At 45.0% G+C, this 11,619-nt stretch carries 13 protein-coding genes; 6 read left to right on the forward strand and 7 right to left on the reverse strand.

The window, feature by feature from the left end; all coding sequences use genetic code 11:
* Window positions 1–58 precede the first annotated feature (58 nt).
* Window positions 59–610 (forward strand): LemA family protein, encoded by a 552-nt coding sequence (locus Q8J68_RS13850; protein WP_305312102.1) that lies wholly within the window; start codon window positions 59–61, stop codon window positions 608–610.
* Between the two features lie 43 nt (window positions 611–653).
* On the opposite strand, the gene Q8J68_RS13855 is transcribed toward Q8J68_RS13850, so the two are convergent.
* The 6 genes from Q8J68_RS13855 to Q8J68_RS13880 form a co-directional block, all read right to left on the reverse strand.
* Window positions 654–1,064 carry a co-chaperone YbbN gene (locus tag Q8J68_RS13855; protein ID WP_305312103.1) on the reverse strand — a complete coding sequence of 137 codons (411 nt, stop codon included), beginning with the start codon at window positions 1,062–1,064 and terminating at the stop codon, window positions 654–656.
* Window positions 1,065–1,150: 86 nt separating this feature from the next.
* Complete coding sequence (locus Q8J68_RS13860) at window positions 1,151–2,587, reverse strand: 2-oxoacid:acceptor oxidoreductase family protein (protein ID WP_305312104.1); 1,437 nt, start codon at window positions 2,585–2,587, stop codon at window positions 1,151–1,153.
* Window positions 2,587–3,651: a 3-methyl-2-oxobutanoate dehydrogenase subunit VorB gene (locus Q8J68_RS13865; protein ID WP_305312105.1), complete on the reverse strand. Its 1,065-nt coding sequence runs from the start codon at window positions 3,649–3,651 to the stop codon at window positions 2,587–2,589. The genes Q8J68_RS13860 and Q8J68_RS13865 overlap by 1 nt, the downstream gene beginning before the upstream one ends.
* Before the next feature lie 16 nt (window positions 3,652–3,667).
* Entirely contained in the window at window positions 3,668–3,913 is a 246-nt protein-coding gene (locus tag Q8J68_RS13870; RefSeq protein ID WP_305312106.1) for a ferredoxin family protein, read from the reverse strand.
* Window positions 3,914–4,030: 117 nt separating this feature from the next.
* Entirely contained in the window at window positions 4,031–5,704 is a 1,674-nt protein-coding gene (locus Q8J68_RS13875; RefSeq protein ID WP_305312107.1) for an AMP-binding protein, read from the reverse strand.
* Between the two features lie 12 nt (window positions 5,705–5,716).
* Window positions 5,717–6,271 carry a helix-turn-helix domain-containing protein gene (locus Q8J68_RS13880; RefSeq protein ID WP_305312108.1) on the reverse strand — a complete coding sequence of 185 codons (555 nt, stop codon included), beginning with the start codon at window positions 6,269–6,271 and terminating at the stop codon, window positions 5,717–5,719.
* Window positions 6,272–6,616: 345 nt separating this feature from the next.
* Between Q8J68_RS13880 and Q8J68_RS13885 the strand changes: the two genes are divergently transcribed.
* The 3 genes from Q8J68_RS13885 (at window position 6,617) to Q8J68_RS13895 (ending at window position 9,253) form a co-directional block, all read left to right on the forward strand.
* Entirely contained in the window at window positions 6,617–8,050 is a 1,434-nt protein-coding gene (locus tag Q8J68_RS13885; protein WP_305312109.1) for a DUF92 domain-containing protein, read from the forward strand.
* Window positions 8,051–8,381: 331 nt separating this feature from the next.
* Window positions 8,382–8,561, forward strand: coding sequence for a hypothetical protein (locus Q8J68_RS13890; RefSeq protein ID WP_305312114.1), 180 nt, complete (start codon window positions 8,382–8,384; stop codon window positions 8,559–8,561).
* 284 nt (window positions 8,562–8,845) lie between these two features.
* Complete coding sequence (locus tag Q8J68_RS13895) at window positions 8,846–9,253, forward strand: Mov34/MPN/PAD-1 family protein (RefSeq protein WP_305312110.1); 408 nt, start codon at window positions 8,846–8,848, stop codon at window positions 9,251–9,253.
* Here Q8J68_RS13895 and Q8J68_RS13900 read toward each other — a convergent pair.
* A complete protein-coding gene (locus Q8J68_RS13900; RefSeq protein ID WP_305312111.1) occupies window positions 9,204–9,665 on the reverse strand; it encodes a hypothetical protein in 462 nt (153 codons plus the stop codon). The genes Q8J68_RS13895 and Q8J68_RS13900 overlap by 50 nt on opposite strands.
* Window positions 9,666–9,925: 260 nt before the next feature.
* Between Q8J68_RS13900 and Q8J68_RS13905 the strand changes: the two genes are divergently transcribed.
* Window positions 9,926–10,795, forward strand: a complete 870-nt coding sequence (locus tag Q8J68_RS13905) for a YihY/virulence factor BrkB family protein (RefSeq protein WP_305312112.1) — start codon at window positions 9,926–9,928, stop codon at window positions 10,793–10,795.
* A gap of 56 nt (window positions 10,796–10,851) precedes the next feature.
* Window positions 10,852–11,292 (forward strand): pyridoxamine 5'-phosphate oxidase family protein, encoded by a 441-nt coding sequence (locus Q8J68_RS13910; protein ID WP_305312113.1) that lies wholly within the window; start codon window positions 10,852–10,854, stop codon window positions 11,290–11,292.
* Window positions 11,293–11,619: the final 327 nt, after the last annotated feature.

Here is an 11,619-nt window from a genome sequence, read left to right on the forward strand (position 1 = left end):
ATTATGATTAATGAGAAGCAGTAGAGATTAATGGGAAGCCAATGAAGGAGGTAATTTTATGGTCTTGGAGATCCTGGCAATAATAGCGTTAATTATTATAGGTATAATTTTTGTTGCGGTGTACAACAACCTAGTGAAACTACGGAACCGGGTTGAGAATGCCTGGGCCCAGATAGAGGTCCAGTTAAAAAGACGCAATGACCTTATCCCCAATCTTGTGGAAACAGTCAAAGGTTATGCACAACACGAGCGGGCAGTTTTTGAGAATGTGACAAAGGCCCGGTCTGCAGTAATGGAGGCACAGGGAGCAAATGAAACTGCGGATGCATCCAATATGCTTGCTTCGACGCTGAAGTCCCTGTTTGCAGTAGCTGAAGCTTATCCGCAACTACAGGCAAATCAGAATTTCATACAACTGCAGAAAGACCTTGCAGACACCGAGGACCGGATCACATACTCAAGACAGTTCTATAATGATACTGTCATGAAATACAACACAACTATACAGTCGATCCCAACCAACATAATTGCAGGTATCGCCGGATTTGGGAAGAAGGAGCTTTTCCAGATACCGCCTGAAGAATATAAGGTTCCGGCAGTAAAGTTCTAGATTAAGGGAAAAAGATGCAACGAGATTACCCAAGGTAGCCCGTTCATTCATAGGGTGAAACTTCGTCCGGCAGGGGTGTGGTGTGCAACGCACACTCATTTCCGTGACCTATCAGATCCTCAATGGATCTCCTAAGGATAGAAGGATATATCATGCCAACTTCCTCTTTTATCGCCTGGCCACCACAGAAGAATTTGAAAGTGGGTACTCCCTTGATCCCGTATCTCATAGCGGTCCTGGAGGCTAGCATTCCGTTCATCATCACAAATGTAGAATGCTTCCGGAACTCCCGTGCATATTCTCTGAAGTAGGGCTCGATCTCTCTGCAATAAGTGCACTCCGGAAGGTAGAACATTACCACCATCGGCTTTTCCTGATTCTCAAGCATCTCGTCCCATTCTGCATCAGTTGCCTCAATAACAGCACTATCAATCTCCATTTCTACCGCTCCCATTTTATATATGAAGCTACGGCTATAAAAAGTTCTGCAAAAAAGAAAAAAGAGCATACAGGCATTCTGAATATGCCTGGATTGCAATATCATATATTCTCTTTTGCCCATTTCACAGCAGCTTCAAGCACGTTCAGGTTCAGTGATATCAGCTTTTGTTTCCCGGAGAAGGTTTCAGCTATGGCTTCCCTGAAGTTCTCCCGTGAAAGATCGGTTACACCAAGAGAGAGCATGACTCCGAGCATTACAGTGTTTGCAGCCTTCTCTGAACCTGTTTCACCTGCGATCTTCATAGCAGGTACAGCTATTCCCCTGACATCTGCAGGGATGTCCCATGCACCAATAGTGGAATCATATAATATGATGCCTCCTTCCTTTACATCGCCTGCGAATTTTTCAAGTGAGGGACGGTTCATGGCTACAAGCACATCCGGAGAGTAAACTACAGGGGAGCCGATGGATTCGCCTGATATTACAACAGAGCAGTTTGAAGTGCCTCCTCTTTGTTCAGGGCCGTAGGAAGGATACCATGAAACAAAGCGCTGTGCATTGCAGCCTGCATGTGCAAGGGTAAGTCCCATGCTCAGCACTCCCTGTCCTCCGAAACCTGCGGCTTTTACATGCACTTCCTTAAAAGTGGGATCATGCACAGCATCAGGAGATGATTCAGTCTCAAGATTGAAGAGCTTGTCAATGGAATCCCTGGAGAAATCGCTCTCTCCCCTGAGAAGGGGTTGTGTTTCTGCCGAGAGGTCCCTGAAATTGTCCAGAGGGAATTCTTTTTCCATTTCCTCATTGACGAACCTTGTGCTTTGCTCGGAATCCTGCCTCAGGTTTGTAGGGCATGTGGACAGCACTTCCACAAAAGCATAGCCTTTACCATCCCGCTGTATCTCAAGGGCTTTCCTGACAGCTTTCCGAGCTTTCCTGATGTGGGAGATATCCGAGATGGAAACCCTTTCAATGAATACCGGAGCTTTGAGATTATTGAGGATCTCACACATGTGTAATGGATATCCTGTGAACCGCGGATCTCTTCCTTCAGGGCAGGTGATGGTCTTTTCTCCTATAAGGGTGGTGGGCGCCATCTGGCCGCCTGTCATCCCGTAAACGGTATTGTTGACAAAGAATATGGCCATCTTCTCACCCCTGTTGGCCGCCTGGATGGTCTCGTTGAGGCCAATCGAGGCGAGGTCGCCGTCTCCCTGATATGCTATGACCACTGCGTTGTCCTCTGCCCTGGAAACTCCTGTGCCCACAGCAGGGGCACGGCCATGTGCTACCTGCAGGTTGCCACAATCAAAGTAGTAATATGCAAAGACAGCGCAGCCCACAGGACTTATCATGACTGTGCGGTCCTGGATACCAAGATCTGCAAGTGCTTCACCGATGAGTTTGTGAATTATCCCGTGTCCACAGCCTGGGCAGTAGTGGGTTGCAGTGGGAGCGGCCCCGCCCTTGCGTGGGAACTCGGCGTATAGTCCGCCCGGCCTTCCTATAATCTTTTCAGCCATTTTCTCAGCCATTAGTATTCCTCCCTTGCGGATATTTCCCGGAGCCTTTCCATAACCTGGTCAAGGGTTATCAGATTTCCTCCCATGCGGTTTAAAAGCTCCACAGGTCTTGTGCATCCAATGGCAAGCCTGATATCTTCCTGCATCTGCCCGTTGCTCATCTCCACCGAGACAAAAGTGCATTTCCTCGAGTCTGCTATGGCCCTGAGTTCCTTCTCCGGGAAGGGGAACAGGGTCCTTGGTCTGAACAGGCCTACCTTGATGCCTTCTTTCCTTGCCTGGTCGACAGCTGACCTGCATATACGGCTGCTGATACCGTATGACACGAGGATTATAGAGGCGTCCGAGGTCATGTAATCTTCGTAGTCAACCTCATGTTCTTTTATGGTGGCGTATTTTTCCTGCAGCTTATAGTTGAATTGCTCGAGCAGGTCAAAGTCCAGGAAGATGGAAGTCACCAGATTCTCCCTTGTGGCGGCGGTCCCGCTGACAGCCCATGTAGTATCTATCACAGGCTGCACAGCCTTTTCCGGGAACTGGATGGATTCGACCATCTGTCCCAGCACGCCGTCAGCAAGGATGCACACAGGATTCCTGTACTTGAATGCCAGGTCAAATCCCGTGATGACCATATCGCACATCTCCTGCACGGAGTTGGGAGCAAGTACTATGTTCTTGTAGTTGCCGTGTCCGCCACCTTTGACCACTTGGCTATAATCGCTCTGTTCAGGGCCGATGTTGCCAAGTCCGGGCCCTGCTCTCATGATGTCGATGATCACGCATGGCAACTCGGAACCCGCAAGATATGAAATGCCTTCCTGTTTCAGGCTCAGCCCCGGGCCTGAAGATGCTGTCATCACCCTGTGGCCTGCAGATGCTGCACCGTAGACCATATTGATGGCAGCTTCCTCTGATTCGGCCTGTACGAACTTTCTTCCCACCTGGGGGAAATACTTTGAAGCCTCCTGCAGTATCTCGCTTGCAGGGGTGATCGGATAACCGAAATAACAGTCACAGCCCGCGTACAGCGCACCGATAACAGCTGCTGTGTTGCCTTTTACTAATTGTGTTGCCATTTTGAAGCACCTCTGTTCACTCACTGCTCTTAAGAGGGATGTGGATTTCTATTGCAAGTGGTTCAGGGCACGTGTAATAGCAGTTCGCACAGCCTGTGCATCCCTCTCCCGTATACTCTGCGTAATGGTAGCCCCTTTCATTGAGACCTTCACTCATTCGCAGAACACCTTTAGGACATGCCACTATGCAGCGCCCGCATGCTTTGCATTCCAGGATGTTGATTACCGGATAAGGCTCTTTCTTTGCCTGATTATCTGACATGATGATATGACCTCATTTGGATGTAAAAATGATATTCACCCGGACTGGAAGTACATATATCTTATGCATGGATGTGTAATTTCCTGTCCGGATAGTTCAAATGCGGTAGCAGAGATGTTATTGCTTTTGTTTGTCGTGGTCGCGTATCTCCACACGCCTGATCTTGCCGCTTATGGTCTTTGGCAGTTCTTTCACAAACTCGACCACACGGGGGTACTTATAAGGAGCAGTGACTCTCTTAACATGGTCCTGGAGTTCTTTTTTCAGTTCCTCGCTTGCCGTATAGTCCTTCGTGAGCACAATGGTTGCCTTGATGACCTGTCCTCTTACCGGGTCAGGGACGCCTGTAATGGCACATTCGAGTACTGCAGGGTGCTCAATAAGGGCACTCTCAACTTCAAAAGGTCCTACCCTGTATCCTGAGGTCTTGATGATATCGTCAGCTCTTCCCACAAACCAGAAGTATCCGTCCTCATCCTTCCATGCCATGTCCCCGGTGTGGTAATAACCGTCGTGCCATACATCCTTTGTCCTCTCAGGGTCAGCTCCGTAACCGATGAATATTCCAGGAGGCTTCCCAAAACTGGTGTCGATCACGATTTCCCCTTCCTCACCAACCTCACACGGTTTACCTTCGGCGTTAAGCAGCTCAATGGAGTACCCGGGGGATGGCTTACCCATGGAACCGGGTTTTGGCTCTACCCAGGGATAAGTTGCAAGGGTGACGATGGTCTCTGTCTGTCCGAACCCTTCCATGAGTTTGAGGCCCGTTATTTCCAGGAACTTCTGATAAACCTCAGGATTTAGCGGCTCTCCTGCAGTTACGCAGTAATCCAGGCAGCTCAGGTCATATTTGCTAAGATCCTCCCTGATAAGGAAGCGGTAGATGGTAGGCGGTGCGCAGAATGTCGTCACACCATACTTTACTGTGTTCTCCAGCATCCTCTCGGCAGTGAACCTGTCATAATCGTATACAAAGACCGCACTTCCTGCTATCCACTGACCATATATCTTACCCCATACGCACTTTGCCCATCCCGAATCTGCCACAGTGTAGTGCAGGCCGCCGTCTGTCACATTCTGCCAGTACCTGGCAGTTATTATATGTGCAAGAGGATATGTGAAATTATGCTGCACCATCTTGGGGAAGCCGGTAGTTCCTGAGGAGAAATAGTTCAGCAATATGTCCTCATTAATAGTAGCCTCTTCACCAATCGGGCGTGTAAAGTCAGCAGGGGCTGTTTCCAGTTCCTTCTCAAATGATGTCCAGTCATCTCTTTGCAGGCCAATTGCAATCCTGGTTTTGAGTATATTGCTGATCTCACTGTAAGCATCGTCCACACAATCCAGTATCCCTGTGTCCGGGGCAGCCACTATCATTTTGATCCCGGCGCGCTCCACTCTGTAAACAATATCCTTCTTAGTTAGCATATGGGTCGCAGGAACAGCTATGGCACCAATCCTATGGAGAGCCAGCAGGAAGAACCAGAACTCATATCTGCTTTTGAGCATGAGCATTACACTGTCGCCTTTTCTGATGCCGTATAGTTTAAGAATATTGGCTGTTTTATTGCTGTAGTTGGCGAGGTCCGCGAAAGAGAATACTTTTTCTTCTCCATTGTCATCGCACCAGATAAGGGCTTTTTTATCTGGCTGTTCCCTTGCGTAAACATCGACCACATCGTATGCGAAATTGAAGTTATCAGGAATCTTGACGCTGAAGTTCTCCTTGAAATCCTCGTATGAATCGAATTCGCTGCGCGAGACGTATTTTTCCAGTAGTGAAGACATGATAACTCCGTTTTATAGAATGACTGCAAGGAACTTTGCGGGCTTTCCTCCCACAGCCTGCATCCCGTGGGCATAGTTGGAATCAAAGAAAATAGAGTCACCTTCTTCAAGGATAATCTCATTGTTATGGATGATCACTTTTAGGGTTCCTTCAAGCACGTAATCGAATTCCTGGCCAGGGTGTGAGTTCATCGATGGTCTTGTCCCTTCAGGCTTTGGGTCGACCTTTACCACTAAAGGTTCTGCTTTCTTGTGCACGAAGTTTGCAGCTATGCTCTGGTATTTGTAATCCTTGCGCCTCTGGACACTCACACCTTTGTCTTTCCGGGTGACTGTGAATACATGCATTTTCGGGTCTTCCCCGGTAAGCAGTACGGTCATATCCACATTGAGGTGCTGAGCGATCTCAAATAGAATGCTTGCCGGGAAATCCTCCTCAGCATTTTCGTATTTTCTGTAAACGACAGCAGATATACCAAGACGTGCAGCCATCTCATCTGCCAAAATGCCGCAAATCTCACGGAGTTCCCTGACACGGGACGCAATTTCCTTTATTTTTTCCTGCATATATCATCACTTCAGAGAGATTGAGAACTGAGAACTTGATCGCATCAGTGTATACAGTTGTCTCACTTAAGATCATTTCCTGTTTCCTGATGGCGGGCTTAAGGTGAATTCCTGTAGATGCATTACCATTTGGTAACGGTTTTTTTAAGTTCTTCTCTTATTTTAATATATTCATTTGACATTGGCGAGTAATCTGTAGTGATTTTATAAAGGACCCATGTTTTTTAATTATTAAAATATATATACAAACAAAATAATGTCCCTATGCGAACATACATAAATAATCATCAATGCTTTATATCTTGGTTAACTATCCGTATCCATACTATAACCGGAACGATTCCTATGCATACCATTCTTGAACGCCTGGAGAAGATGGAACATGAATACCGACGCCAGATACTCCGCGCTGTTTTTGGTATGCTGGTATTTGCCTTCCCATTTTTTGATGTCCTGACGCTCTTAGTGTTTAATTTCCTGATACTTTTGTCCCTTGCATATTTCCCGGAATATCCGGTCATTGCAAAATTACTCTATCGCAAGCCTGAGCCGGGCTCAAGGGAAATGCTTACTGACATGAACGATGGGATAAGGAGTGCAAGGAACCTGGCTCTGTCGGTCTTTATCATGCTCCTGATAAGTCAGCTGCTGGAGTTCACACCGCTCGATTTTCCCCTGTACGTCATAGGAGGTGCCATTGCAATAGCAACTTTTGGCAGCAGTGCAGCTTCATTCATCCGCAATCGTAAAAAACGACACCTAAATGGCACTATCATCCGTAACAGGCATGGTCGCGAACAACATTTTCTGCCATCCAGTATAGTCATGCTTGGAGTAGGTATAATCTTTGCGTATCTTGCAGGAACCTGGATTGCCGGCTGGGAGGACCTGAATGTCAGCAGGAATCTGGTATTCTTCCTGGCGGTGATTGGCTCGATCACTGGTGCTCTTTTTGAATCCATCCCTTCGAAGGTGGATGATAACATTTCGGTCCCCCTGGGTGCGGGAATGACTATGTGGCTGTTCCACTCTTTCGGATATTCGGTGCCACCTTCGGAGATGTTCATGGCGCTTATGTTCTCTCTTGTACTGGGATATCTGGCCTACAGGGCAAGGATAGCAGATCTTTCAGCACTTTTCAGTGCTTCATTGCTTGGCGTGCTTATCATAGTATTCAGCGATATATCCTGGTTTGTCCTGCTCCTCACTTTCTTTATCCTTGGTGGGGGGTTCACCAAATACAAGTACAAGTACAAGGAATCCATCGGAATAGCACAGTCAAAGGATGGTGTACGCAGCTATGAGAATGTTTTCAGCAATAGCATGGCAGCCCTTGTGCTCGCTGTCCTTTACGGGATATATCCGCAGTATTCTGAGTTTCTCATCTTCGCATATCTGGGAACAGTTGCAACAGCTACCGGGGATACTCTTGCCAGTGAAATAGGTACGACTGCACGCTCCCAGCCAATAATGATAACCACTCTAAAACCAACATGTGCGGGAGTCGATGGCGCTGTTACTGTGCTTGGTGAGGTTGCAGCTATCCTGGGTTCAGCTATCATCGGCATATTGGCCATCATCTTTGGTGTTCTTCCGGTGGAGAGCTGGTTCATGGTAATATTCATCACAACAGCCGGGGGTTTTCTTGGGACCAATGTGGATAGTATTCTTGGTGCAACTCTTCAGCATGAAGGAACGCTCTCCAATAGTGGTGTCAACTTCGTTGCAACCTTTGCAGGCGCTCTTATTTCAGGTGCCATGTATCTTATTTTGATCTGAGTTTTATTCATTTACTTTCGATTTGATGCTTTTTTCGGACTTCCGTGAAAAAGGTTATATAACACAAATCATAATTAAAAAGATAAGATTACATATATAGCATTATATTATATTATATTATTCAATTTATAGTTAAACGTTTTTGGTTTATAACTTATGAGTTCTAAAACCATGGCATATTGGCAGTTCTGGCAAACATAAGTTTCAAACAATCAGTTATTAATTATAAATAACATTGATTTTAATAGGTTTTCTACAGAGCCGTAATTTAATTGATCAATATATAGCATCATATTATTGCTTATAATATCAAAACATCTATTCTTGAGGGTTGGATGAAATGAAAGAAGGACAAAAGAAAATTAGTTCAAAAATTAGTCCTAAAGTGCGTGAGCAGATACTTCGTATGCGAGAAGATGAATTCAAACTAGAGAACATTATTGATTCAGTCGTGGAGCTGAAATTCTATGATACCGTTGGCAAAAAAATAAGAAAAGGCGGAAACAGGTAAAATCAGAACTTTATTCGTTTTCAACCTTCGGCAACATCTTTACCACCAATAGCGATTCCATCATCATTGACTTTCAGAATAAAAATAAACTGTTGAAAATTGGCTCTGCAAAAAACCCATTGAAATCACAATATATCGCCAAAGTTCTACAGAAATAATCATCATTCAAGGCAACATAGTGAACTTTATAAAGTTGCATAATTGCTTAAATTTTGAGGATTTCTACAAGCCTTATTTTTAGAGGCTTAAAAAGGCTTATTACCCATTTGATACAATGTTCCTCTATGAAAAAGAATGCTGAGATCATAGGTATTGCAAGTGATACCCTTGATTTTATACTTGAAGCCAGCAAGTCCACATATCCGGATGAGTTTGCGGGATTGCTTGAAGCAAAGGATGGCATAATTACTGATATCCTCCTTCTCCCCGGAACGGAATCAAGTGAATCCAACGCGGTCCTGAAACTGTTCATGATGCCAAATATCTCGGCAGTAGGCTCCGTACATAGCCATCCCAGCTCGGTCGTGCGTCCATCGCAGGCTGATCTGCACATGTTCAGCAAGACCGGCACACACCATATCATAGTGGGCCACCCCTACGGCCGTAACAACTGGAAATGTTACGACGGCAGCGGGCAGCCTATTAAGCTGGAAGTGCTGGATGTGGAGTTTGAGGATGAGGAATTGCTATAGGGCCTTTCAAACCCCATAATTTCATGCGAGAATCACCTCTTTCATCAGTTACGGATTCATAGGTGCAGGTGGCATCGTTGAGGTGGGAGAATACGAGTGATGATGTCTGGTAGTGTAACTCTCCATGAAAACATGCTGCAGGGCATTTGTCTTTGAATTTTCCCACTCCCGAAATCGTGTATGTAAGAATATCCCCTTCTTTAGTCTTGTTCACTCCTTGTCCTTCGCTGTAGAATGTACCATCCTTCTTGATGATTCTAGTTGAATATGTTATCGTACCGGAAACTTCAATTCCAAGTAGCTTTCCCTGGGTTTGTTCTGTAGTTTCAATTTTAGTCCCATGGACTTTAGATATAAGTACCCTGCTTCTGATCTCATGACAGTTGAATTCCCCTATTATTTCACCTAACATAAGTGTCCTCCCTTGTTATAATTTCACTAAAATAGGATTTAAAGTATTAAGAAACAAAAATAAGCGTTATTCTCAGGACTTGACCATGTTTGAGACTTTCCAAGGACATGAATGAAACAAATAAGACCTGAAGCTTTTTAAGCTGCATTTATTAGTTACCATAGGCACTGTTTCGATGAAAATGATAATTAGCTGAGTGTTTGCATTAATTCATAAAATGTATATCCCATTAGTGCAGATTTACAAAAGGGCTTGGATACATGGGGAAAATAAAGGACATTGTGATCGGGACTATACATAAATGGAACAATGACGACGGTTTCACAGACAGTGCAGCACTTTCTTTCATAGTCTTAATGAGTCTGCCTGCATTGTTATTATTCTTGCTGTCCGTAAGCAGTTTCTTTTTAAGAGAGGAGGCAGTTCAACAATCCATTAACGATTATGTTTCGTCAGTTGGGAACGGAGTATCCATACATATCCTGGATACGCTCTTCCGGCAAATACCGGAAACCAGCACCATTACCCTGGGACTGCTAGTGAGCTTTGCATTGTTCCTCTGGACATCAGGCAACCTCTTCCTTCAACTCCAGAAGACCATTAACAGGATGTGGAATGTGTCATATAAGAGTAAGACCTGGTATGAGGAACTTATCAAGAAAAGGATATCAGCTTTTATTGCAGTCTTCATCTTTGTATTGCTTGTTGTGCTGATCACGGTCTTTGAAGTTCTCTTTTCAAAGTTATCACAGTATCTGGACGTGTTCCTCCCTATACCTTCCTGGGTTATACAATATACAAGTTCACTGGCCATTTTCCTGATTCTTGTACTACTCTTCATTTACTTTTACAGGGTCCTTCCGGAAACCAAGATGGATTATAAATACGTGATAACAGGATCATTCCTCACTGTAAGCCTTATCACTCTAGGGAAGTACATTTTCAGCCTGTATATGGATATCATAGACCCTACACGCCTTTATGGCAGTGTCGGCTTGCTGCTTGCGACATTTCTCGGGATATATATATCTGCTATCATTGTTACGGTCATGGTGGAATTCACAAAAGTATATGCAGACTACGAAACAGCCCAGAGGAGAGAGCAGATCCAAAAGTCTGCCAACGATTAAACTTAAAGTGTGGCAGTTAATAATATACTGTTAGGCCTAAAGGCCGGGGGGTTTACATGACAGAAGAGATCAAGACGAAAATCGTCAATTATCTTTCCAGCCACCAGTGGCTGAATCTGGGCACAGCCGACAAAAAAGGGAAACCAATGGTACATACAATGGCTTTCGCTTCTGATGGGGCAACAGTATACTTTGTAACCGACAAGAACACTCACAAAGTCACAGACATGATGGATAATCCCAATGTTGCGTACACTGTGGATGAAGATGATGCAGAGGTCATGCAGATAACAGGTGTCCAGATGCAGGGGAAGGCATTCCTTGTCACGGACGGGGAGGAAACAAATAAGGCATTCAGGCTCATGGCTGACAAGTATCCTTTCATAGCTGATATGCCTTCAAGCCCTGACAACGTTTTCTTTAAAGTGGAACCGGAAGAAGCTTATTATCTGGATTATTCAAAGGGATTCAATCACAGGGATTTCGTGACCTTTTGAATGTGTATCAGGTTTGTATCCACCTGTTCTGACGGGTGGACACAATTTTTGAAAATTAAGTTTTTAAGTTTGTTATTGCAGCAATTATTCTTTATCCTAGACATCCGCGAGGACATCCATATCTTCCTTGTTTGCTTTGCTGATAACTGAAAGGTTGCCGTTGGTTTCCATGACTACAGCTTCCACATTCAGTACTTCACTAATTTTGAATAGGACACAGAATAATGCTTTCCGATAGCTTTATATGCGGCGGGAACGCCGCCCTATGTCATTTCTACCATTCAATTCAAGGACCTGTGATAAGGTTGAATTAAGGCCAAAACAATG

It is taken from the genome of Methanolobus sp. (genome assembly GCF_030682845.1).
GTDB lineage: Archaea > Halobacteriota > Methanosarcinia > Methanosarcinales > Methanosarcinaceae > Methanolobus.

Excerpts from the sequence above, each read along its gene's own strand:
- Q8J68_RS13905 (WP_305312112.1), top strand. The coding sequence starts at position 9,926 with ATGGGGAAAATAAAGGACATTGTGATCGGGACTATACATAAATGGAAC.
- Q8J68_RS13850 (WP_305312102.1), top strand. The coding sequence starts at position 59 with ATGGTCTTGGAGATCCTGGCAATAATAGCGTTAATTATTATAGGTATA.
- Q8J68_RS13880 (WP_305312108.1), bottom strand. The coding sequence starts at position 6,271 with ATGCAGGAAAAAATAAAGGAAATTGCGTCCCGTGTCAGGGAACTCCGT.
- Q8J68_RS13910 (WP_305312113.1), top strand. The coding sequence starts at position 10,852 with ATGACAGAAGAGATCAAGACGAAAATCGTCAATTATCTTTCCAGCCAC.
- Q8J68_RS13895 (WP_305312110.1), top strand. The coding sequence starts at position 8,846 with ATGAAAAAGAATGCTGAGATCATAGGTATTGCAAGTGATACCCTTGAT.
- Q8J68_RS13855 (WP_305312103.1), bottom strand. The coding sequence starts at position 1,064 with ATGGGAGCGGTAGAAATGGAGATTGATAGTGCTGTTATTGAGGCAACT.
- Q8J68_RS13900 (WP_305312111.1), bottom strand. The coding sequence starts at position 9,665 with ATGTTAGGTGAAATAATAGGGGAATTCAACTGTCATGAGATCAGAAGC.
- Q8J68_RS13885 (WP_305312109.1), top strand. The coding sequence starts at position 6,617 with ATGCATACCATTCTTGAACGCCTGGAGAAGATGGAACATGAATACCGA.
- Q8J68_RS13875 (WP_305312107.1), bottom strand. The coding sequence starts at position 5,704 with ATGTCTTCACTACTGGAAAAATACGTCTCGCGCAGCGAATTCGATTCA.
- Q8J68_RS13860 (WP_305312104.1), bottom strand. The coding sequence starts at position 2,587 with ATGGCTGAGAAAATGGCTGAAAAGATTATAGGAAGGCCGGGCGGACTA.
- Q8J68_RS13865 (WP_305312105.1), bottom strand. The coding sequence starts at position 3,651 with ATGGCAACACAATTAGTAAAAGGCAACACAGCAGCTGTTATCGGTGCG.
- Q8J68_RS13870 (WP_305312106.1), bottom strand. The coding sequence starts at position 3,913 with ATGTCAGATAATCAGGCAAAGAAAGAGCCTTATCCGGTAATCAACATC.